22 protein-coding genes are annotated in these 22,924 nt (G+C 54.1%); 7 read left to right on the forward strand and 15 right to left on the reverse strand.

The window, feature by feature from the left end; all coding sequences use genetic code 11:
* Positions 1-158: 158 nt before the first annotated feature.
* The 4 genes from ATI45_RS19165 to tmpT form a co-directional block, all read right to left on the reverse strand.
* A complete protein-coding gene (locus tag ATI45_RS19165) occupies positions 159-1,730 on the reverse strand; it encodes a SpoVR family protein (RefSeq protein ID WP_179888436.1) in 1,572 nt (523 codons plus the stop codon).
* Positions 1,727-3,022 (reverse strand): YeaH/YhbH family protein, encoded by a 1,296-nt coding sequence (locus tag ATI45_RS19170; RefSeq protein ID WP_098421197.1) that lies wholly within the window; start codon positions 3,020-3,022, stop codon positions 1,727-1,729. Before ATI45_RS19170 ends, ATI45_RS19165 begins: the two co-directional genes overlap by 4 nt.
* Before the next feature lie 70 nt (positions 3,023-3,092).
* Complete coding sequence (locus ATI45_RS19175; protein ID WP_098421198.1) at positions 3,093-5,015, reverse strand: PrkA family serine protein kinase; 1,923 nt, start codon at positions 5,013-5,015, stop codon at positions 3,093-3,095.
* 228 nt (positions 5,016-5,243) lie between these two features.
* On the reverse strand, positions 5,244-5,903 hold the full coding sequence (tmpT, locus tag ATI45_RS19180; protein WP_098421199.1) for a thiopurine S-methyltransferase: 660 nt from the start codon (positions 5,901-5,903) through the stop codon (positions 5,244-5,246).
* Between the two features lie 130 nt (positions 5,904-6,033).
* On the opposite strand from tmpT, the gene ATI45_RS19185 reads away from it, so the two are divergent.
* The 4 genes from ATI45_RS19185 (at position 6,034) to ATI45_RS19200 (ending at position 10,094) form a co-directional block, all read left to right on the forward strand.
* Positions 6,034-7,533 (forward strand): COG3014 family protein, encoded by a 1,500-nt coding sequence (locus tag ATI45_RS19185; protein WP_098421200.1) that lies wholly within the window; start codon positions 6,034-6,036, stop codon positions 7,531-7,533.
* A gap of 34 nt (positions 7,534-7,567) precedes the next feature.
* Entirely contained in the window at positions 7,568-7,972 is a 405-nt protein-coding gene (locus ATI45_RS19190; RefSeq protein WP_228736017.1) for a YcfL family protein, read from the forward strand.
* 9 nt (positions 7,973-7,981) lie between these two features.
* The gene (gene lpoB, locus ATI45_RS19195) at positions 7,982-8,584 is read left to right on the forward strand and encodes a penicillin-binding protein activator LpoB (protein ID WP_098421202.1); all 603 of its coding nucleotides are present in this window, start codon (positions 7,982-7,984) and stop codon (positions 8,582-8,584) included.
* Positions 8,585-8,756: 172 nt separating this feature from the next.
* A complete protein-coding gene (locus ATI45_RS19200; protein ID WP_098421203.1) occupies positions 8,757-10,094 on the forward strand; it encodes a YihY/virulence factor BrkB family protein in 1,338 nt (445 codons plus the stop codon).
* Between the two features lie 78 nt (positions 10,095-10,172).
* Here the strand turns inward: ATI45_RS19200 and ATI45_RS19205 are convergent, their stop codons facing one another.
* From ATI45_RS19205 to ATI45_RS19215, 3 genes are all read right to left on the reverse strand, one after another.
* A complete protein-coding gene (locus ATI45_RS19205; protein WP_098421204.1) occupies positions 10,173-11,402 on the reverse strand; it encodes a DUF445 domain-containing protein in 1,230 nt (409 codons plus the stop codon).
* A gap of 63 nt (positions 11,403-11,465) precedes the next feature.
* The gene (locus ATI45_RS19210) at positions 11,466-12,200 is read right to left on the reverse strand and encodes a 16S rRNA (uracil(1498)-N(3))-methyltransferase (protein ID WP_098421205.1); all 735 of its coding nucleotides are present in this window, start codon (positions 12,198-12,200) and stop codon (positions 11,466-11,468) included.
* Between the two features lie 24 nt (positions 12,201-12,224).
* Positions 12,225-13,574, reverse strand: coding sequence for an adenosylmethionine--8-amino-7-oxononanoate transaminase (locus ATI45_RS19215; RefSeq protein ID WP_098421206.1), 1,350 nt, complete (start codon positions 13,572-13,574; stop codon positions 12,225-12,227).
* Positions 13,575-13,780: 206 nt separating this feature from the next.
* On the opposite strand from ATI45_RS19215, the gene ATI45_RS19220 reads away from it, so the two are divergent.
* The 3 genes from ATI45_RS19220 (at position 13,781) to ATI45_RS19230 (ending at position 14,933) form a co-directional block, all read left to right on the forward strand.
* Complete coding sequence (locus tag ATI45_RS19220; protein WP_098421207.1) at positions 13,781-14,071, forward strand: type VI secretion system PAAR protein; 291 nt, start codon at positions 13,781-13,783, stop codon at positions 14,069-14,071.
* A 72-nt stretch (positions 14,072-14,143) separates the two neighbouring features.
* Complete coding sequence (locus ATI45_RS22870; RefSeq protein WP_098421208.1) at positions 14,144-14,416, forward strand: hypothetical protein; 273 nt, start codon at positions 14,144-14,146, stop codon at positions 14,414-14,416.
* The gene (locus ATI45_RS19230; RefSeq protein WP_416376670.1) at positions 14,406-14,933 is read left to right on the forward strand and encodes a helix-turn-helix transcriptional regulator; all 528 of its coding nucleotides are present in this window, start codon (positions 14,406-14,408) and stop codon (positions 14,931-14,933) included. Before ATI45_RS22870 ends, ATI45_RS19230 begins: the two co-directional genes overlap by 11 nt.
* Positions 14,934-14,990: 57 nt before the next feature.
* Here the strand turns inward: ATI45_RS19230 and ATI45_RS19240 are convergent, their stop codons facing one another.
* The 8 genes from ATI45_RS19240 to ATI45_RS19275 all read right to left on the reverse strand — a co-directional run bounded on the left by ATI45_RS19240 (position 14,991) and on the right by ATI45_RS19275 (position 22,721).
* Positions 14,991-15,197, reverse strand: coding sequence for a type II toxin-antitoxin system VapB family antitoxin (locus tag ATI45_RS19240; protein WP_098421209.1), 207 nt, complete (start codon positions 15,195-15,197; stop codon positions 14,991-14,993).
* A 210-nt stretch (positions 15,198-15,407) separates the two neighbouring features.
* The gene (locus ATI45_RS19245; protein WP_098421210.1) at positions 15,408-16,154 is read right to left on the reverse strand and encodes an amino acid ABC transporter ATP-binding protein; all 747 of its coding nucleotides are present in this window, start codon (positions 16,152-16,154) and stop codon (positions 15,408-15,410) included.
* Positions 16,155-16,167: 13 nt separating this feature from the next.
* The gene (locus tag ATI45_RS19250) at positions 16,168-16,839 is read right to left on the reverse strand and encodes an amino acid ABC transporter permease (RefSeq protein WP_098421211.1); all 672 of its coding nucleotides are present in this window, start codon (positions 16,837-16,839) and stop codon (positions 16,168-16,170) included.
* An 85-nt stretch (positions 16,840-16,924) separates the two neighbouring features.
* Positions 16,925-17,683, reverse strand: a complete 759-nt coding sequence (locus ATI45_RS19255; RefSeq protein WP_098421212.1) for a transporter substrate-binding domain-containing protein — start codon at positions 17,681-17,683, stop codon at positions 16,925-16,927.
* Positions 17,684-17,976: 293 nt separating this feature from the next.
* Positions 17,977-18,846 (reverse strand): methylenetetrahydrofolate reductase [NAD(P)H], encoded by an 870-nt coding sequence (metF, locus tag ATI45_RS19260; protein ID WP_098421824.1) that lies wholly within the window; start codon positions 18,844-18,846, stop codon positions 17,977-17,979.
* 110 nt (positions 18,847-18,956) lie between these two features.
* Positions 18,957-20,351 (reverse strand): adenosylhomocysteinase, encoded by a 1,395-nt coding sequence (gene ahcY / locus ATI45_RS19265; protein ID WP_098421213.1) that lies wholly within the window; start codon positions 20,349-20,351, stop codon positions 18,957-18,959.
* 26 nt (positions 20,352-20,377) lie between these two features.
* Positions 20,378-21,568 (reverse strand): methionine adenosyltransferase, encoded by a 1,191-nt coding sequence (metK, locus tag ATI45_RS19270; RefSeq protein ID WP_098421214.1) that lies wholly within the window; start codon positions 21,566-21,568, stop codon positions 20,378-20,380.
* Between the two features lie 151 nt (positions 21,569-21,719).
* Complete coding sequence (locus tag ATI45_RS19275) at positions 21,720-22,721, reverse strand: metalloregulator ArsR/SmtB family transcription factor (RefSeq protein ID WP_098421215.1); 1,002 nt, start codon at positions 22,719-22,721, stop codon at positions 21,720-21,722.
* Positions 22,722-22,924: the final 203 nt, after the last annotated feature.

Consider the following 22,924-nt stretch of genomic DNA (forward strand, 5'->3'; position numbering starts at 1 on the left):
AAAAGGGCGGTGAGCCCTGATCTGTCAGTATATGAGGTACTGTCACGATAAACGAATGCTGACACAAGAAAATTCTGTAGAAACGGCAAGACTGAAAGCGGGAGAACAGAGGCTGGAACGGGACGGCCGCCTGATTGAGCGCGGCTGAACCGCCGCCATTAAGCACTTGGCGCTGCCGGCGGGCACTGATATTCCTCCACCACCGTGCCGTCGCTTACGCTTTGAAGATGCACATCGAAGCCCCACAACCGGTGTATGTGGCGCAGCACTTCTTCGCTGTCGTCCGCTAACGGCCGACGTTCATTCACAATGTGGCGCAGGGTCAGCGAGCGGTCGCCACGCAAGTCCACATTCCACACCTGAATATCCGGCTCGCGACTGCTCAGGTTGTATTGCCGCGCCAACTTTTCACGCAGTGTGCGGTACCCGGTTTCATCGTGAATGGCGGTCACCAGGTAAGCGTCTTCCTCATCGTCGTTTTCAATAGCAAACAACTTTAAATCGCGCATCACCTTGGGCGACAGAAACTGCTGAATAAAGCTTTCGTCTTTGAAGTTTTTCATGGCGAAATGTAGGGTTTCCCGCCAATCGGAGCCGGCAATGTCCGGGAACCATTCGCGGTCTTCATCTGTGGGCTGCTCACAAAGTCGGCGCAAGTCGGTAAAGATCGCAAACCCGAGGGTGTAGGGGTTTATGCCGGAATAATAACGGCTGTTGAACGGCGGTTGGTACACCACCGCAGTATGGCTAGCCAACAGTTCCAGCATAAAACCATCGGTTACCAGCCCTTTGTCGTACAGGGCGTGAATTAGGGTGTAGTGCCAGAAAGTCGCCCAGCCTTCGTTCATCACCTGGGTTTGCCGCTGAGGGTAAAAGTACTGGCCCAATTTACGCACAATGCGAATAATTTCCCGCTGCCAGGTTTCCAGCAAAGGTGCGTTCTTTTCAATGAAATACAGGATGTTTTCCTGGGCTTCCTCCGGGAAACGCTTTTTCTTACTTTCAGAGTCGCTGTCATCGGTGGGCAGGGGAATGGTGCGCCACAAATCGTTGATGCGGCGCTGCTGGTATTCCTCGCGTTCGGTTTGGCGCAGCTTTTCTTCGCCGGCGGAAATGGGCGACGGCCGCTTGTAGCGATCCACTCCGTAGTTCATCAGCGCGTGGCAGGAGTCTAGTACCTCTTCCACCGCGTCTACACCGTGGCGTTCTTCGCATTCGGCGATGTAGTGCCGTGCAAAAACCAGATAATCAATAATCGCACTGGCGTCGGTCCAGGTGCGAAACAGGTAGTTGCCTTTAAAGAAAGAATTGTGACCATAGCAGGCGTGGGCAATCACCAGCGCTTGCATGGGCAGGGTGTTCTCTTCCATCAGGTAGGCGATGCACGGGTCTGAATTGATGACGATTTCATAGGCCAACCCCATTTGCCCGCGCTGGTAACCTTTTGAGGTGTTGAGGAATTGCTTGCCGAACGACCAGTGGTTGTAGCCTACCGGCATGCCCACAGAGCTGTAGGCGTCCATCATCTGTTCAGCGCTGATCACCTCCACCTGGTTGGGGTAGGTGTCCAGGCCGAACTCGGCTGCACATTTTGCAATTTCTTCGTCGTAGCGCTGTATCAGGTCAAAGGTCCATTCTGACCCGGTCGAAATCGGCTCCCGTGCTTTTAATGCCTTAGGCGGCACGGGCGGGGTGTCAACGCGCGGTGCGCGGTCGTCGTGTTCACTCATGCGGCTTTCCTCTCGAACAGCCGGCGGAAGACCGGGTAAATATCGCTGGCATCGGCAATTTGCTGCATCGCGAATGCGTGCGGAAAGCGCGCCAGAATCTTCTCGTATTCGTACCAGAGCATCTGGTGGTTCTGGGGCGTAATCTCGATGTAGGCGTAATACTGCACCAGCGGAAGCAGCCGGTCTGTTAACAGTTTGCTGCACACCGGGGAGTCGTCATTCCAGTTGTCGCCGTCGGATGCCTGGGCGGCGTAAATGTTCCACTCCGCCGGTGAATAGCGGCTGTCGATGATTTTCTGCATCAGCTTCAGGGCGCTGGACACAATGGTTCCTCCGGTTTCCCGCGAATAAAAAAACTCTTCTTCGTTTACCTCTTTGGCGCTGGTGTGGTGGCGAATAAATACTACGTCGATTTTTTTGTAGTTCTTCTGCAAGAACAGATACAGCAAAATAAAGAAGCGTTTAGCGATGTCCTTGTGGGTTTGAGTCATAGAGCCGGATACGTCCATCAGGCAGAACATCACCGCGCTGGTGGCCGGTTGCGGTTGCTTCAGGTGCTGGCGGTAGCGCAGGTCGATTTCGTCAATAAACGGAATGCGTTTCACGTTGGCTTTCAGCCGTGTAATTTCTTCTTCCAGAACCTGAATCTGGTCGGCGTGGCTGAACGCAGTATTCAGGTCATCCGGCGCAACTTTCAGCGCCGCAAGCTGCTCTTCCAGTTCGCGGATTTTACGTCGGCGGGCTCCGCTTAAGCTCAGGCGGCGAGCGTGGGCTCCGCGTAAAGAACGAATAACATCCAGCTTGGCGGGCACCCCCTGAGTGCTAAAACCAGAGCGTACGTATTTGAACGACTCGGTGTCTTTCAGGCGTTTGCGCACCAGATTAGGCAGCGCCAAATCGTCAAACAGGAAGTTCAGGAACTCTTCTTGGGTAATCTGAAAGGCGAATTCATCCATTCCCTCGCCATCTTGGCTGGCCTGGCCATTGCCTTGCCCCTGCCCACCACCGTCAGGCGGTTTGGGCAGGGTGTCGCCGGCCAGAAACTCCTGGTTGCCGGGGTGCACCACTTCCTGGCGCCCACCTTGGCCGTGGTGAAAAATCGGCTCCTGAATGTCGCGGTTGGGAATGCTCACGCTCTCCCCGTGCTCCACATCGGTAATGGAGCGTTTTTTCACCGCTTCAGCCACGGCCTTCTTTATGTGATGGCGGTAACGGCGCAGGAATCGTTCCCGATTCACTGCGCTTTTGTTTTTACCGTTCAGGCGCCGGTCAATAATGTGGGTGCTTCCCATAACGCTTCCCTCTATAAAGTGCGCTATACAGTGCGCCATAAAGCGCGCTATTCAGTGCATCCGCTATCGGTTAATGGGATTTGCGAACCCGCAGGTACCACTCTGCCAGCAACCGCACCTGTTTCTCGGTATAGCCGCGGTCTATCATCCGGTCAACGAACTGCTTGTGCTTTTTCTGGTCTTCGTTATTGGCTTTGGGATTGAATGAAATCACCGGCAGCAGGTCTTCGGTGTTCGAGAACATTTTCTTCTCGATCACACTGCGCAGTTTTTCATAGCTCAGCCAGGAAGGGTTGTCGCCCTGGTTATTGGCACGGGCACGCAGCACAAAGTTGACTACCTCGTTGCGGAAATCTTTGGGGTTGCTGATGCCCGCCGGCTTCTCGATTTTCTCCAGTTCTTCGTTAATAGAGACTCTGTCCAGAATTTCCCCGGTGTCCGGGTCGCGGAATTCCTGGTCTTGAATCCACAGGTCGGCATAGGTGACGTAGCGGTCGAACAGGTTCTGGCCGTATTCGCTGTAGCTTTCCAGATACGCAGTCTGAATTTCTTTACCAATAAACTGCACGTAGTGAGGCGCCAGGAATTCCTTGATGTAGCGCAGGTAGCGCTCCTGAATTTCGGGCTGGAACTGTTCCTGTTCAATTTGTTTTTCAATCACATACAGCAGATGCACCGGGTTGGCGGCAACTTCGTTGGTGTCGAAGTTGAACACTTTTGACAGGATCTTGAAGGCGAAACGGGTGGACAGGCCATCCATGCCCTCATTCACACCGGCCGCATCGCGGTATTCCTGAATCGATTTGGCCTTGGGGTCGGTGTCTTTGATGTTCTGGCCATCGTAGACTCGCATTTTCGAGAAAATACTGGAATTGTCCGGGTCTTTTATGCGTGACAACACAGAGAACTGGGCCAGCATGTCCAGGGTGTCCGGTGCGCAGGGCGCACCCGCCAGGGAACTGTGTTCCAGCAGCTTGCGATAGATATCAACCTCTTCGGTTACCCGCACGCAGTAGGGCACTTTCACAATGTACACACGGTCAAGGAAGGCTTCGTTGTGTTTGTTGTTGCGAAAGGTTTGCCACTCGGATTCGTTAGAGTGAGCCAGAATAACGCCATCAAAGGGCACAGAACCCATGCCTTCGGTTGTGTTGTAGTTGCCTTCTTGGGTGGCGGTTAGCAGGGGGTGCAGAACTTTGATGGGCGCCTTGAACATCTCTACAAATTCAAGCAAGCCCTGGTTGGATCTGCACAGGCCGCCGCTGAAACTGTATGCGTCTGGGTCATCCTGGGAATAGTCTTCTAGCATGCGGATATTCACTTTGCCCACCAGGGCGGAAATATCCTGGTTGTTGTCGTCGCCCGGTTCGGTTTTGGATACGCCTACCTGGTCCAGAATGGACGGATAACGTTTCACCACTCGGAACTGGCTGACGTCGCCGCCAAATTCGTGCAGGCGCTTCACGGCCCAAGGCGACATGATGCTTTTTAGATAATGCGGGGGGATGCCGTATTCTTCGTGCAGAATTTCGGTGTCTTCGGCTGGATCAAACAATCCCAGTGGTGACTCGTTAACCGGGGAGCCCTTGATGGCGTAAAACGGTACCTTTTGCACCAGGGATTTGAGCTTTTCCGCCAGTGACGATTTACCACCGCCTACCGGGCCCAGCAGGTATAAAATCTGTTTCTTTTCCTCTAGCCCTTGGGCTGCATGGCGGAAGAAAGACACGATGTTTTCCACCGCTTCTTCCATGCCGTAGAACTCGGAAAATTCCGGGTAACGTTTGATTACTTTGTTGGAAAAGATACGCGACAATCTGGTATCACGTGAGGTGTCTATCAGTTCGGGTTCGCCAATAGCCAAAAGTAGGCGCTCGGAAGCGCTAGCATAAGCTCCGGGGTCGTTTTTGCAGATCTCCAAGTATTCCTCTAGAGAAAATTCTTCTTCTTGAGTCCTTTCGTAACGGTTTTTATACTGTTGCAGAATGCTCATGAATGCCCCTCGCTTGCAATGGTTTAGCCGTTCGTAACGCGTATTCCTCATTATGTGTTGTTGCCGCCCGCCTGGGCCGGACTGCCCTCAGCTCGACGTGCGTACTATGACTAGTTATAGAGTTGTTTTTTGTTTTTGGCCTACTTATCGGAAGCTTAGTTTAGCTTTGCCTGTTTGGACAGTGGCTTAACGGTGGCGGTTCCGTGGCCAACCGATAAATCCGCCCAATCAGCGTTTGTGTAGCCGGAACACACTTTCCGTGGCGCTGCCCAGGCCTTTGCGTTTGGCGAAGGGATCGTCTTTCCCCATGCTGTTTTGGCGCAGGCGCTCAACGGTGAAGTCATCGCTGAACAGTTCGTACACCTCGCTGTCAGTCACGTTGAACGGCGGACCGGTCATTTCACTGCCGTCGTAATCCAGGGTAATCAGCAGTATGTCGCAGCTCTCAGGCAAGATAGCGCTCAGGTGGCTGGCATAGCGCTGGCGCATAGGCGGTGGCAGGGCAATCAGCGCGGCACGGTCGTATACCCAGCGCACGTTTTTTACGTCCGCCGGAGATAGCTGGTAAAAATCACCGCACCACAATTCCAGGGTGTCGTCATGGCAGAAACGGGTAAACGGCGAACCGGGTGTCACCATTACTTTTTCGCCGGCTTCTTCAAAAAAATCTTTGCAGGCAATGCTGCTGAGCTCTACGCCCAGAATGGGGTGGCCGCGATCGTGAAGCCACCAGATGTCATGGGATTTACCGCACAGCGGCACCAGAACCTGGCTTTTTTCCGGCCCTGTCAGGTCTGGCCAGTGCTCGTGCAAATAGTGATTGACCGACTCTTGGTGGAATCCGATCTCTTTGCGTTCCCAGCGGGTATGCCAAAATTCATGATCCATAATTTCGCCTTTTGCGATTGGTTTTGACGTGTGGGGCAGAATTTCGCCGTATGATGATATTAGGAATAGTATCAGTATAGGCAAAATTGGGCGGCTTGGGCCGCACCTTGTAAGCTCAGGGAGTGTTTGAGTGGAAGTTGTGTTTCGTTTTTTGGTGGCCGCTTTTCTAGCAACGCTGATGGTGGGGTGTTCTTCGTTCCAGCAAAAAAATCAGATGAACGCGTTTAATGATGCTTACGCGGTAGGCGATTACGACCTTGCGTTGCAAGCGGTGAGCTTCAAAACCGCCAAGGGTAAGGCTGTAGATCCCGATGAACATTTGCTGGATCTGTTGCATCAGGCCGAGTTATACCGGTTGTTGGGCCGCTATCAGGAGGCCACCAACACCTATGATTTGGCGGAAGAGGGTATGAAGAACCTGGACCTGGCCAATATTCTGGAACAATCGTCAACGGCCTTCATGGCGTTGATGGTGAACGACTCCGAGCGCGACTATCAAGCGCTGATGTCGGAGGCGATTCTCGTCAACACCTACAAGGGCCTGGCGTTTCTGGCCGAGGGCAATAACGAATTTGCGCGTGTCGAGTTTAACCGGGCGGATGACCGTACACGGCGTGCGGTGGAATACTTCAGTAAGGAAATCACCGAACAGCGGGCGGCGCTGAACCAGCAGGCGCAGAGCGGACAAAACACGGCAGCTATGGTTCGCAACAGTCTGAGTAACCAAAGCCTGCGCAATGGGGTGTCGCAGCGCTACGAGGGAGGATCTGAGTGGTCGGTGCTGCCTGAGTTTATTGTGCCGGCCAGCACATATCTGCATGGCCTGTTCTTCCTGGCCAACGCCGGTGGCCGCGCCGATTACGAAAAAGCCGCCACGTCCCTCACACGTGTTGCCGCTATGAACAGCGCTAGTGGTGTTCTGCAGCGTGACGCCAAACTTGCCGAGGCGCTGGCCGCAGGCCAGCAGTCGATAGCTGAACTTGGCCCGCAGGTGTGGGTTGTTTATGAAAACGGTCTGGGCCCGGTATTGGAAGAAACCCGGATTGATGTGCCTTTGCTGTTGTTTCATGGCAATCAGCAGGCACCCGCTTACTTTGGCATTGCACTGCCCAGATACAGAGACCGTGCGGCTGTTCCGGGGAGCCTGGGGGTGCTTGCCGGCGCTGATGTTGCGGTGCAAACAGAGTTCATATCGGACATGGGGTCGGTGATTCGCACTGAAATGAAAGAGCGATTCCCCGGTGTTTTAGCACGGGCAGTATCGTCTGCTGTGATAAAAGCGGTCATCCAGAACGAAGCTGCAGAAAAGTTTGGCGTTTGGGGTCAGCTCGGTGCTGCCGCGCTGACCATTGCCACTACCCAGGCTGATTTACGCAGCTGGCAGGCGTTGCCTGACCACTGGCAGGCCGCTCGGATCGATCGCCCCGAGAGTGGTAAACTAACGCTAACAGGCACAAATGGCCGTTCTTTGGGTACTATTGTTCTACCTGACCAGCCGTTTACCTTGCTGTACGTAAAACGGCCCACTTTGGCTGGCCCGGCCAGCGTCGTCGCGCTTGATTTGCAAGGGCGTAACCCGGCATCAACGGTGCAACTGTCGGGGAATGATTTGCTGACAGCTACTCAATGAGCCCAATCAGGGACAAGCTATGAGAACCCGAACTATGAAATTTCAAAAACAGATCATCGCCTTCAGTTGCGCACTGGTATTGGCCGGTTGCGCTATCCAGCCACCCGCCGAAACAGCAGCTGCAATCGACCGCGAGCAACTTCAGATCGACCCGGAAGTAAACTATTTTGTGGCCGTAACAGAGCTGCTAAGCCAGCGTATTGCTCAGCCTGGCGGAGAAACCCTGTTGCAAATCCAGTACGCTATTGAGGCACGCTCCAACGGCGATCTGGCTTGGAAAGTGACCTGGTTTGACCCCAACGGCATGGTCGTAAAAGGCGTTGGCGAGGGCTATCGAAAAGTCTCGTTATTAACCGGTCAAACCCGTTATTTCACCGCAACGGCGCCCCACGCCCGCGTTACCGATTATCAGCTCCATCTTCGTGAGCCCCAGCAATAAGGATTCTGTATGTTCAAACTTCCCATTGTGTTTTGTATCAGCATGCTCATGCTTGCCGGCTGCGCGACGCCTACCCGATATATCGACCCGGCTGCTGACGATGGGCCTGTGACCATGACCATGGATTACCGGGATTTCGAAAAAGCGGCCACCGAGGCCGTTGATGACATGCTTGCCAGCGGCGCCGTTAGTAAGCCCAATGGCGAGCGTTACATCATGGTGGTCAGTCGCGTTACCAATGACACCATGCAGCGTATCGACACAGATCAGCTCACCAAGAAGATCCGTGTGGCGCTGCTGCGCTCCGGCAAAGTCGTGACCACCACAGCGGTAGGCCTTGATGGTGCTGAAGATGAAATGAGCGCGCGCGTGCGTGAGCTGCGTGATTCTGAAGAGTTTGACCAGGCGGGTGTGCAACGCAAAGGCACTTTGATAGCGCCAGACCTGAGCCTGTCGGGCAAGATTCTGCAGCGCAACCATAAAGCAGGTAAAGAGCAGCAGGTTGAATATTACATCCAGCTGTCTCTGACCGACCTGGCGACTGGTCTGGCAACCTGGGAGGTAGAAACGCCCATTATCAAGCGTGGGTCCAATGAATCCGTTTCCTGGTAAACGGCTGCGGCTGAAGGTGCGGTTTCTTGTGCGCCAGCGGCTGGTTTCCCCCCCGGCACTCATTTGAGCCATACTTGAATCTGTATGTCCCTGTTTCAAGCAGGGGCACTTTCAAAATCTGGCGCGCACCGGCACTTTCAAACTCTGGCACATTCTAGCAACGGGACAAAAAGTGGCTTCTCTTCAGATACAGGAACGTCTTGCTGCTGCTGAAAAATGGATCCTGGCAAATCCTAATCCGCCGCAACACTGGCCCTGGACCTGGCTTTATAAAACCGGGCGCTCGCTGTATGCGCTGATTCGGGACTTTATCGGCGGGCAGCTTACTCTTCACGCCATGAGCCTGGTTTACACCACGTTACTGAGCATTGTGCCGTTGCTGGCCCTCAGTTTTTCGGTGCTGAAGGCTTTGGGCGTTCATCAGAAAATGGAGCCGTTCCTGTACCAGTTCTTCCAGCCGCTGGGGCCCGACGGCATTGAAATGGCAGACCGCATTTTGGGCTTTGTGGACAATATAAAAGTGGGTGTGTTGGGCTCGGTAGGCCTGGCGGTGCTGGTGTACACGGTGGTGTCGCTGGTGCAGAAAATAGAGCGCTCGTTTAATATGATCTGGCGGGTGCCAGAGATGCGATCTCTGGCGCAGCGCTTCAGTAACTATTTAAGCGTTATCATGGTTGGGCCGCTGCTGATGGTGTCCGCTATTGGTATCAGCGCCACCATTTTCTCTTCATCGTTTGTGCAAACCCTGATTGCGATAGAACCTTTCGGCTCGGTGATTTTACTGATCAGCCGCTTTACACCCTTCTTCCTGGTAGTGGGTGCATTCACGTTTGTGTACGTGTTCATTCCCAACACCCGAGTGAAGGTACGTTACGCGTTTCTGGCAGGCCTGATTGCGGGTGTGTCCTGGCAGGCCGCCGGAATGCTGTTTGCGTCGTTCGTGGCCGGGTCTGCCAGATACGCCGCCATTTATTCCAGTTTTGCCATCGGCATTATCATGCTGATCTGGCTCTATCTGAACTGGATGATACTTCTGCTGGGCGCAAGTCTGAGTTTTTATCTGCAGAACCCGGGCTCAGTGGCCAAGCGCCATCAGGTGCAGCTGGCGCCGGAGTTGCAGGAACATGTCGCCTTGGCATTGATGTGGATGGTGGCGAAGCCGTTTCATGAGGGCCGGCCCGCGCCGCGGCAGGAGGTGGTTGAGCAGGAGCTCAGAGTTCCGGGGGAGGTCACCCGTAATATCAGTGACAAGCTCATTCGCGCCAAACTGCTGACGCTGGCTGGCAGCGACGGCGACTGCCTGCATCCGGGCAGATCGCTCGAGCGAATTACGGTGGGTGACGTACTGAAGGCGGTGCGTAACGATGAAGATAACGTGGTGACCCGGTTGCCGGCGCTGCTACCGAAAAGCCTGTTTGGCCGGTCCACGAAGGGCGACGAGCTTACCTTCGCTGAATTGCTGGCCGGTGAAGACAGACAGAACCCGGTAACGCCGGATCAAGCAGTATAAATTGGCATCCAGGTTCCCGACCATCGTTTCTGTGTCTTCCACATAGGCACTCAGCGTTTACCACTTTTGCGGGGTGGCCTACGTCAAGGCTTGCCCAAACACCAGAAGCAGTTGGCCAATACCGGCCAGCATACCCAGCGCCGCACCCACCAGAATCAGTTTGATTTCATCTTCCTGAAAGCACGGTCGCAGCAAATCCTGAAACTCGCCAGAAGACAACGTCATCATGCGCTCGACCATAATGGATTCAATGGCTCGCGCACGGTCTTTCTGAAAAGCCGGTTGGCTTAACGCGCTGCGGGACAGCTCAACGGCTTTGCTTTCCAGCTGGTTGCGTAAGCTGGCAGCGGCAACGGGGCCCAGCGCCATGTGTGCCAGAGTTTGATTGACGCCTGCGTCTGCGTTCAGCAGCGGCCGTAGGTGCGTTTTGATGATATCCAGAGCCTGCCCGCCCCGCGGCCCATCCAGTATGGCCTCTATAATACTGCCCACCGTGAGTATGTCGTGGGCCACAATGTGGCAGAAGGATTCAGCAACCTCTGGCTGACGTTTCAGAAACAGCCCCTGAATGCGCCAACGGCCAATTCGCACCGGGTACAGCGGGCGGAAAATAACGTTCAGGGCAATCCAGTTGGTGGCAAAGCCCACCACTAAACCACCCAGGGGCAGCACCCACCACACTGGAAATACGTACCACAGCAGCATCTGTAACAGGCCAAAGCCAAAACCCAGATACAGGCCTGACTTCACAATAAAGTGGAACTCACGGTAGCCGCAGGTCAAAAATATGCGGTTTAGCAGGGTTTTGTCGGCGGTGAGCTGGTCTATCACCATGGTTTTGATGTCCAGCAACTCTTCTGCGTTTTGCGCTATGTCGTCCATTACCTGCATCACCAGTGCGGGCAAGGCTTTGCGGGCGCGCTCGTACACCAGCCGTTTGGCTGGGCCTGGCAAGCTTTGCCACAACGCCGGCGACTCGCGCATCATCAACTCGTCTACGTAGCCTTCAAGTCGCGGGTTTATGGTGTGGATCAGTTGGGTGGCGAGTACGTTGGGGTCCAGCTGCTGAAAAATTTCTGGCACGGTGCCAATCTTGGCGATGGTGGTGTCTACGCTGATGAGCGCCATTTTGCGGGCTTTGGAGGGAATAATGCCTTGCCAGCCCAGGTACGGTGGCCAGCCGAAAAATTTGATGGGGTAAAAGGTCATTTTAATGGCCAGCCAGTTGGTGACCCAGCCGATTAATGCCGCGATCACCGGGATGCTGAGGTACTGCAAAAGTTCGATGGACGTGGCCAGGCTTGTCATCTGCACGTCTTAACTGTGTGACGTGTGGATGATGTAGCCAGTTTGGGAACGCACATACGGAGATCAGGCACCAAAATCACCCCACAGCCACTGGCACAGTGCCATGGCGGCAACCGGCGCGGTTTCCGTGCGGAGCACTCTCGGGCCGAGCGCAACCGGAAGGAAGCCGGATTTTTCGGCCTGGGCAATTTCGTCGGCGCTCAGGCCGCCTTCGGGGCCGATCATCAGGGCAACGCTGTTGGGTTTGGCCAGAGAATCCAGTGACTGCTCGGTGCGGTGGTGCAGCACCAGGCGCACATCGCAGTGTTGGCTGTAATCCAGCCATTCGGTGATGTTCATCACCGGTAAAATGTCTGGCACTCGTGCGCGGCCGCATTGTTCGGCGGCGCTGATGGCTACCGAACGCCAGTGGCTCAGGCGCTTGTCTTCGCGGTCGCCTTTCAGGCGTACATCGCAGCGTTCGGTTGAAAGAGGCACGATTCGGCTAACGCCCATTTCCGTCGCTTTCTGCACCGCGTAATCCATGCGGTCACCCTTTGACAGGGTTTGCCCGAGCACTATCTCCAGCGTTGATTCACTGCTGTTTGCAGTGGGTTGCCCCACCTGAACCGTCACGTTTTTCTTGCTGGCGCTGGCAATCAGTGCGGGGTAGTCCTGGCCATCGCCGTTGAACAGGCTTAGCGCCTGGCCAGGTTGCATGCGCAATACCCGGCCCACATGTTGTGCGGCGCTGTCGTCCAGCTGCGCTTCTGCGCCGGCCTGTAACGGAGTGTCGGTGTAGATTCGTGGTATTCGCAACGCAGTTTTCCTTAAAGGCGCAACTCAGTCGCGCACAGCGATATTGATGCCCTCCGTGGCTACCCGGGCCAGATGCTGAATCTGATCCTCGGTGATCACATAGGGTGGCATAAAATACACCACATTGCCCAGCGGGCGTAACAAGGCCTGGCGGGTGAGTGAGTGCTGGTACACTTTCAAACCGCGCCTTTCTTTCCAGTGGAAGGGCGTTTTGTCGGCTTTGTTTTTAACCATTTCGATGGCCAGAGTCATGCCGTGCTGGCGAATATCACCCACGTTGGGGTGATCAGCCAGATGCGCGACCGACTCGGCCATACAGGCCGACAGGCGACGATTATTTTCGATGACCCGATCATCACGGAAAATGTCCAGAGTTGCCAGTGCTACGGCGCAGCCAATGGGGTTGCCGGTGTAACTGTGGCTGTGCAAAAACGCCCGCATGGTTTCGTAATCGTCGTAAAACCCGTTGTAAACGGTATCAGTGGTCAGCACCACAGACAATGGCAGGTAGCCTGCGGTCAGGCCTTTTGACAAACACATGAAATCCGGTGTGATGCCCGCCTGCTCGCAGGCGAACAGGGTACCGGTGCGACCAAAGCCCACGGCAATTTCGTCGGCAATCAGATGTACGCCGTACCGGTCACAAGCTTCGCGCAGTTTGGTGTGGTAAACCGGGTGGTGCATGCGCATGCCGCCGGCGCATTGAATGAGCGGCTCAACCACAACCGCACTGATTTCATGGTGCCTTTCTGCCAGCAGCGCTTTCATCGCCTCGAACTGGCGCAGGGCGAAAGCTTCGTCGGTTTCACCGGGCTCTTTCAGGTAGGCGTCCGGTGAGGGTGCAGTAATCACCTCCATCAACAATGGCTGGTAGGTGTTTTTGTAAAGCGCTACATCACCCAGCGCCAGCGCGCCCAAGGTTTCACCGTGGTAGCTGTTGGCCAGATTCACGAAGTTCTTTTTGCTCGGTTGGCCCTGGTTCTTCCAGTAGTGAAAACTCATCTTCAGCGCCGCTTCGATAGCCGATGAACCGTTGTCGGCGTAAAAGCATTTGTTCAGTCCTTCCGGCGTTACCTCAATCAATCGCTCTGAAAGATTCACCACCGGCTCATGGCTGAAGCCGGCAAGAATCACGTGTTCCAGCTGGCCGATCTGTTCGATGATGGCGTTGTTGATGCGATCGTTGGAGTGGCCAAACAGATTGACCCACCAAGAGCTGACCGCATCGATATAGCGGTTGTTTTCGAAGTCTTCCAGCCACACGCCTTTGCCCTTTTTAATCGGGATCAGCGGCAGGCTTTCGTGGTCTTTCATCTGGGTACAGGGGTGCCACACGGATTTAAGATCGCGGGCGACAAGATCGGCATTGCGCATTGAGGGGCTCCGGGCAAACAAGAATTTCGGGTTGCGATGAATCGGCTGTTAACCTTTTTAAATTTTACAGTTAACAGCGGGCTCAGGCTACCGCTTTGCAAGAAGCACTGAAGGCGATAACATAAACGCACGCGTTTGTTGGACTAGGATTGTTCGCGGCGCGTAGAAGAAATAACTAGGGACGAACTCAACGCAAAGGATGCGACATGAGCAAAGCAGTGGTGCTTCTCGGAGACTTGGGCTCCGATCATAGTGGATTCCCGCCAACGCCGGTCATTGCCGGCTCCCCCGATGTTTTAATTGATGGCAAACCCGTTGCCCGCCTGGGCGACCCTTTAGCGCCGCACTCAAAACCCAAGCATTCTCCCCATCCCCGTACCATTGCTGGCGGTTCTTCCACCGTTGTCATAAATGGAAGTCCGGCGGCCGTAACCGGCAGCGCGATTTCCTGTGGGGGCGTGGCTATTGGGTCTGGTTCGGTGGTGATTGGGGAATAGCAGATTCTCGCTTTCTGCTTGGTTGTCATCTGACAACTTTAAGAGTATTGTTTAATAAAGGTGCAGCCGATCGTGAAGCGAAAACGCCACACGAATAAAGACATTGAGTCCGCTATTCTCCATGCAGAAGCAAAGGGTTGGCGTATAGAAATGCGCGGTGGCCATGCTTGGGGGCGGATGTATTGCCCCTTTAATGACGCGGCGTGCCGGTGTGGTGAGTTTTGCGTGGCCAGCATTTGGAGTACACCGAGGAATACAGGCAATCATGCCCGGCAGATCCGTCGCATCGTGGATAACTGCGCGGGTCGCTATGACGATACGGGAGAGAAAGGCCATGAGTCCTAGTTTTGATTTTACTCTGACCTTTGCGATTTCAGAGACTCTTGGTGTGGATGAAATGGAGGAGCGGCTCTTTGAGGCTGGCTGCGATGACGCCATCATTGGGTTCGGCCAAAAAGGGCGGTTTGCCCTGAACTTCACTCGTGAGGCTGAATCAGCGGAAGTCGCGATTCTAAGCGCACTGCGGAACGTCAAAGCAGCTCTGCCACATGCCGGTCTTGTTGAGGCCGCGCCTGACTTGGTTGGCGTATCTGATCTGGCAGGAATCCTGGGTTTCTCCCGCCAGAATATGCGCAAGCTTATTCAGACTCACTTCGCCAGTTTTCCTCTGCCATTGCATGACGGCACTTCGGCTATCTGGCATTTGGCAGATGTGCTGGCGTGGTTTTCAGAGAAGCAGAAGCGCGCTATTAAGCAAGAATTGATGGGTGTGGCGCAGGTGACAATGGGCGTGAATCTCACTCGGGAAACGGATCGTGTTGATCGTCGTTTGCTGGCACAGCTGAGAGCAACAGCTTGGTAAGCGTTGTATTGCGATTACGAAAGTGCTCTGCCCAAATTGATGTATCAACCAGTACATTCATGACGCCGGAGCGTCTTCATGGCGGCGAGGGATGTCTTGCATTTCGGGTGCGGTACTACCCAGCGCCGCCAGGCGTTTGGCTGCGCGAGTTCTTACAAACACTTTTATTGCTTCCCGAAACAGTTCTGCCTTGTCCATGCCGGGATCAGCCATGCTGAGCGCCTGCTGGTATAACTCGTCGTCGATGGTTACTGTTGTCCGCATGACGCTTCCTGATCTTTAATTTGATGACCATATGCATCAAAATTAGCATCAACAAATGGCGCGTTCAAGTAAGATTTGCTCGAAGTTCCTGCTGACTATGTTGACCCGGCCCGTGAACGAGGCTTAAAACAACAAAGCCCCCGAATACGGGGGCTTTGTTGTTACTCTTTAATTAATGCTGTAACTCTGTAAATCAACTTCAACAATTCATCAGTTTCCCAGTACCCGTGACAAAAATGCCTGGGTCCGTTCGTTCTGGGGATTATCGAACACGTCGTGGGGTTTGCCTTCTTCCACAATCTGGCCTTCGTGGATGTAAATCACCCGGTCGGCCACTTCGCGGGCGAAGCCCATTTCGTGGGTCACCACCATCATGGTCATGCCTTCTTTGGCCAGTTCGCGCATAACGTCCAGCACCTCGCCAACCATTTCCGGGTCTAGCGCCGAGGTGGGTTCGTCGAACAGCATTACTCGCGGCTCCATCGCCAGGGCGCGAGCAATGGCTACCCGTTGCTGCTGGCCGCCAGACAGTTGGCTGGGGAACTTGTCGGCCTGATCGCTGATGCCAACACGCTCAAGCAAACGATCTGCAGTGGCATTAGCAATGGTTTTGTCGGCACTTTTCACCTTCATAGGCGCCAGCATAATGTTCTTCTTCACCGACAGGTGAGGGAACAGATTGAACTGCTGGAATACCATGCCCACTTCTTTGCGGATTTCAGCCAGGGATTCCTGGTTGCCGCCTTTGGGCGCTAGTTTATGGCCGTCGACTTCCAGGTGGCCGGATTCGTATTCTTCCAGACCGTTAACGCAGCGGATCAGGGTGGATTTACCGGAGCCGCTGGCGCCGATAATCACCACTACTTCGCCGGCCTCTACGGCCAGATCAATATCTTTCAGCACGTGAAGCTTGCCAAAGTACTTGTTCATGCGTTTGAGCTGCACAATATGAGTCATCAGTCAGTTTCCTTCACACAGAGGCCCGGCCGCGCTTTTCCATATAGCGCAGAACCATAGACAGTGACAGGGTTATAGCGAGGTACATAAGGGCCACTACAAAGTACACCTCAAAGGCGGTGAAGGTATTGGCAATGTACACCTGGCCCTGGCGAACCAGTTCACCCACGCCGATAACAGAAAACAGCGAGGTGTCTTTAATGCTGACGATGGCCTGGTTACCGAGGGGTGGAATCATCCGGCGAAACGCCTGGGGCCACACAATCGACCAGAAACTCTGGGTACGGGACAGGCCTAGAGACAGGCCAGCTTCGGTTTGGCCGCGGTCAATAGACTGCACACCACCACGAACCACTTCAGAGATATAGGCACCCGAGTTCAGAGCGATGGCCGCAATACCGGCGACAAGCGGATCAATCGGGCCGCCAACAAGGTCGGGTAAACCGTAAAATATGAACAGCACCTGCACCAGAATGGGCGTGCCGCGGAATATTTCAATATAAGTCGTTGCGGGCCAGCGGAAATACCAGTGTTTGTTAATGCTCAACAGGCCAAACAGAATGCCCAGGAGAAAACCAATAGCAAGGCCGCCGAACGAAATCATCAACGTGTAAGGAATACCCTTCGCCAGGAAGGGTATGGAATCTATGGCGGCTTGCCAGTCAAATTGGAACTGTGATTCCACAGTGAATGTCTCCGCAGGAGTTAGCGAGATAAAACACCGGGGCTCTTGGCCCCGGTGCAGTAGAACAGATCGTTAAACCCAGAGCTTACTTAGCGTCGGGCAGGGGGCCAAACCATTTTTCATAAATGGTTTTGTAGGTGCCGTCTTCGCGGATTTCTGCCAGGGCAGAGTTCACTTCGTCTACCCATTCGCTACCGGCCTTCAGAGCAATACCGTACTGCTGACCTTCATACAGGGCGCCAACGGTTTTTACTTTGCCTTCGCCTTTGGTACGGGCGAAATAGGCCACGTTGGGGGCGTCGTAGAACACCGCATCAACAGCGCGGGACATCAGCGCCAGGTACATATCTGCGCTGCCCGGGTAGGGCGTTACGCCGGCGCTATCTTCCAGATTGCCGGTTAGGTAATCGTAGCTGGTGCTGCCGATTTTGGAACCGATCTTCTTGCCTTCAAGATCTTTGAATTCCAGAATGTCGTCGTTATCAACGCGCACCAGCAGGCGTAGGCCTGAATCGTAGTACGGGTCAGAAAAGTCGACGATTTTCTCGCGAGCTTCAGTGATGGTGATGCCAGCAACAGCAATATCAATACTGCCAGTTTGTAAGGCCGGGATAATACCGTTGAAGTCCATGGTATTCATTTCATATTCGAAGCCGGCACGTTTGGCGACTTCGGCAATGATTTCCATGTCAAAACCGATCATTTCGCCGGTTTCTACGTCTAGCATTTCGAAGGGTACGAAGCTGGGGTCGGTCGCAATTTTTAGTTTTTCTGCGCTCACGGTGCCAGCTGCTGCGGTCAGAACCAGACCAGCCGTCAGTGTTTTCAGCCATTTTGTGCTCATGCTTTCTCCTTGTTTTTTATAGGACCCCGGCTGTCGCAATATGAACAGTTTTCCGAGCCGGTAAGGGCAAGGGATAACCGGAGCGAATTGTCGGGGCTATTTTAAGAGCTACGTTAAGAGCTGGGTTCAAAACTATGCTAAGAGCCATGTTTAGAACTGCACTCAGTACACTTTAGACTATTACTCAGACAGCGGTGCAAAATCAAATGTGTGAAACTCGGAAAGGCTTTTCTAAGGCAAAAAAATACCCGTATTAGTAAATGGTTATAAGCTATTACGGGTTTTTATATCGGTTAAAACGATATTTTTTCACGTTCGCCCAATCCAAGGTTTTTCCAGATGCCGAGGCTGGGTTCAACTTGGTTCAACGTGTAAAAGTGCAAGCCGGGCGCACCGGCTTTCAACAGTTTTTCACACATGCGGGTAACCACTTCCTCGCCGAACTGGCGGATGCTCACGCTGTCGTCACCGTAAGCTTCCAGTTGCTTGCGTATCCAGCGCGGAATTTCGGCGCCGCACATGTCGGAGAAACGTACCAGGCTGGAGAAATTAACGATGGGCATAATGCCGGGAACCACCGGGATGGTAATGCCTGATTTTTCAAGCCGGTCAATAAAATAGAAATAGCTGTCGGCGTTGAAGAAATATTGGGTAATAGCGCTGTTGGCGCCGGCTTCTACCTTGCGTGCGAAGTTCTTCAGGTCTTCCTCGGCGCTGCGGGCCTGAGGATGAAACTCCGGGTAGGCGGCCACTTCCAGATTGAAATAATCGCCGCTGTGCTCGCGAATAAAGCTCACCAACTCGTTGGCGTAGCGCAATTCACCGGCTGCACCCATGCCTGAGGGCAGGTCGCCGCGAAGCGCCACAATGCGATTAATGCCTTTTTCTTTATAGGTGTCGAGCAGCTCACTGATTTCTGCCCGGGTGCCACCGACGCAAGACAGGTGCGGGGCGGTAGAAATGCCCTGTTGGTGCAGGCTGAAAACGGTTTCCAGTGTGCGGTCACGGGTAGAGCCACCGGCGCCAAACGTCACTGAAAAGAAATCGGGGTTTACGGCTGCCAGTTCGTCGCGAACGCCTTGCAGTTTTATTTTGCCCTGTTCGGTCTTGGGCGGAAAGAACTCAAAACTGAACCGCCGCTTGAATTGTTTTTGGGATTCCATGTTGCTGTCCAGAATGTAAGGTTGGAACCGGGCCAGCCGAAGCTGGCCCGTGATCACATCCGCCGTGGCGGCTTAGTGCTTATACAAGTACTTGTAGATAGCCTTTATAACTAGTATTTGTAGCTTTCCGGCTTGTACGGGCCTTCCACCGGAACACCGATGTAGTTGGCCTGCTTTTGGGTCATCTTGGTGATTACGCCACCAAAACCTTCGACCATGGCACGAGCCACTTCTTCATCCAGGTGCTTGGGCAGAACCTGCACATACACGCCTTTAGCGCGGGCTTCTTCCGGCAGGTCAGCAAACTTGCGCTCAAACAGATACATCTGAGCCAGCACCTGGTTGGCGAAAGAACCGTCCATGATGCGCGACGGGTGACCGGTTGCGTTACCCAGGTTCACCAGACGGCCTTCAGACAGCAGAATCAGGTGGTCGTTGGCCGCTTTGTTGCGGTACACAATGTGAACCTGCGGCTTAACCTCGTCCCATTCCCAGTTCTTACGCATGAACGCGGTGTCAATTTCGTTATCGAAGTGACCGATGTTGCACACAACCGCACCAGACCTCAGAGCCTTCAGCATGTTGGAATCGCACACGTCGTAGTTACCGGTGCTGGTGACCAGAATGTCGATTTTAGACAGCAGGGCTTTGTCGATGCTGGCTTCGGTGCCGTCGTTTTCGCCGTTGATGTACGGTGAAACCACTTCAAAACCGTCCATGCAGGCCTGCATGGCACAAATGGGGTCGGCTTCGGTGACTTTTACAATCATGCCTTCCTGGTTCAAGGAAGCAGCAGAACCTTTGCCCACGTCGCCGTAGCCAATAACCAGTGCTTTCTTACCAGACAGCAGGTGGTCGGTGGCGCGCTTGATCGCGTCGTTCAGGCTGTGACGGCAACCGTATTTGTTGTCGTTCTTGGCCTTGGTGACGGAATCATTCACGTTGATCGCCGGAATCTTCAGGGTGCCGTCGCGCAGCATTTCCTGAAGGCGGTGTACACCGGTGGTGGTTTCTTCGGTCACGCCGTGGCAGTTGGCCAGAATTGCCGGGTATTCTTTGTGCAGCAGTTCGGTCAAATCACCGCCGTCGTCCAGAATCATGTTGGGCGCCCAGCCTTCCACGTTTGCGCCTACGGTTTGATGCAGGCACCACTCGTATTCCTCGTCGGTCTCGCCTTTCCAGGCAAACACCGGAACGCCTGCGGCGGCAACGGCAGCTGCGGCCTGGTCCTGGGTAGAGAAGATGTTGCACGACGACCAGCGCACGTTAGCACCCAGCTCGATCAGGGTTTCAATCAGCACGGCTGTTTGAATGGTCATGTGGATACAGCCAAGCACGTTAGCACCGGCCAAAGGCTGTTCGGCTTTGTACTTGTGGCGCAGCGCCATCAGTGCCGGCATTTCGCCTTCGGCGATGTTCATTTCCTTACGGCCCCAAGCGGCCAGCGAGATGTCACGTACTTTAAAGTCTTCAGCGGTGTTCATTTTTTCTGCGGGAGTGCTCATTCAGGTGTTCTCCAGTTCATTGTCGATTAAATGCCGGCTGCGTCTTTCAGAGTTGCCGCGCGATCGGTTTTTTCCCATGGGAATGTGGTAAATGTTTCGCCATTTACGGTGACTTGCTGCGGCTCGCGGCCGAAGTGACCGTAGGCTGCTGTGCTCCGATACATCGGGTGCAGTAGGTCCAGCATGTTGGTAATAGCGTAAGGGCGCAGGTCAAAGTTCTGGCGTATCAGTTCAATGATTTTTTCATCGCTGATTTTGCCAGTGCCGAAGGTGTTTACGGAGATAGACGTGGGTTGTGCCACACCAATCGCGTAAGAAACCTGAATTTCGCATTTCTCGGCCAAACCGGCAGCCACCAGGTTCTTCGCCACATAGCGGCAAGCGTAAGCGGCGGAACGGTCAACTTTTGACGGATCTTTGCCGGAAAAGGCACCGCCACCGTGGCGCGCCATGCCGCCGTAGGTGTCTACGATGATTTTACGGCCGGTCAGGCCACAGTCGCCGACCGGGCCACCGATCACGAATTTGCCGGTGGGATTGATGTGGAACTGGGTGCCTTTGTGCAGCAATTCTGGCGGCAACGCGTGCTTCACAATCATTTCCATCGCGGCTTCTTTCAGATCTGCCTGGCTGACGTCTGGGTCGTGCTGGGTAGACAGTACTACCGCATCAATGCCCACAACCTGGCCGTTTTCATAGCGGCAGGTCACCTGGCTTTTTGCGTCTGGGCGCAACCACGACAATATGCCGTTTTTGCGGGCTTCGGCCTGGCGCTCTACCAAACGGTGAGCGAAAGTGATGGGGGCGGGCATCAGCACGTTGGTTTCGTTGCTGGCGTAACCAAACATCAGGCCCTGATCGCCGGCACCCTGGTCTTCTGGTTTCTGGCGGTCTACACCTTGGGCAATGTCCACTGACTGTTTGCCGATGATGTTGATAATGCCGCAAGTGTCGCCGTCAAAACCGACGTCAGACGAGGTATAACCAATGTCCTTAATCACGCCACGCACCAGATCTTCCAGGTCTACCCAAGCGCTGGTGGTAACTTCACCACCAATAATAGCCACACCGGTTTTCACCATGGTTTCGCAGGCAACACGGGCGTGCCGGTCTTCGGTAAGGATGGCGTCTAGTACGGCATCCGAAATCTGGTCTGCCAGTTTGTCCGGATGGCCTTCCGAAACGGATTCGGAGGTGAAAACACTGTAGTCAGACATTAACGGTGGCTCCTTCTATGAGCGATCTATGAGCGATCTAAAATTATGTGAGCGGTCCAAAATTGTACTTTTGAATAGGTATACGTAATAACACTTACACCTATATCAAAGTTTTTTGATATTCATCTTCAATACCCTGCAAGGCCGGTGTTTACCGCTTTGCAGTGGTCTTCCAAAACTCCCGAACCTGCACCTGAAAGCCGTTGCGCAGGCCGATAAATATGCATTCGCGGGATTGCAGGCCCGCATCGGCGGCCCAGGCGGTTAACTCTTCAGGCTCGAAGCCCAGCCACAGGTCACCGCAATTCTCCCGCGCCCAAACCTGATCGTGGCGGCACAGCTCGCTGATAATCAGGCAGGCGCCGTTGTTCATAAGAGCTGCAGCGTCTAGAAAAATATCCGCAGGGCTAGGTACGTGGTGCAGCACCATATTGGCCACTACCAGATCAAAACCGTCGCCGCGGGCCAGCAGGGTGTCGGTTACGCCTTCAATTAAATTCACATTGTTCAGCTTTTCATCAATACAGGTCTGCTGCGCTTTGGCCAGCATGTCGCGGCTGTTATCCAGAGCCACCAAGTGATGGCACAGCGGCGACAAAACCGGCAAGAAGCTGCCATCTCCGGGACCGATTTCCAACGCGGTTGGCCAGCTCTTTTTAGGCGCACGTTGGCGTATCAGCCTTGCTGCGGGCTTGGCGTAAAGCTCGAACGGTGCAATCAGTTCCTGCTGCTCGCGGAATTGCGCCGCGTGGCGGGAGAAAAACATTTGGGACTGATCGGCCCGCTGGCCGCGAATCACATCTATTTTCTGCTGCAAATGTATGGGTAGCGGCACCTGATCAACGGTGGAGAAAACCTGGCGAATGGTCTGTCCAGTCAGGGTGTTCACGGTCAGGTTTAACGGGCGGCGGTAAAAAATAGAATTGCCTTCGCGCTGTGGCTCCACCAGGCCGGCCTTGTGCATCACCTTCAAGTGATGGCTCATGCCCGACTGGCGCATATCAAACAGTTGGCTCAACTCCAGCACGCCAAACGTGTCCCGCCGTAATACCCGCATAATTTCCAGGCGCAAAGGGTCACCGCTGGCTTTGTAGATAGTGGCCAGGGCGTCCGCCGGAGCGGTATCGGGAATAGCAGTGCCGGTGTTTGTCATAGGATGCAGTGTAAGGAGCTTTTCTGAGTCAGGCAAGCGCTATATCAAAGTTTTTTGATATAGATTGTTAATGCAAAGTCGATTTGCCCCCACACCCCGTAATCGGCGAAAATATACGCCTTATTTTTGAGCGCTCTGTGGCTGCTTTATTGAACTGCGGTCAGCAGACCGGGATTTATCCTTACGTCCTTGAAAAACATTGG

The sequence above is a fragment of the Marinobacter sp. LV10MA510-1 genome (genome assembly GCF_002563885.1).
GTDB lineage: Bacteria > Pseudomonadota > Gammaproteobacteria > Pseudomonadales > Oleiphilaceae > Marinobacter.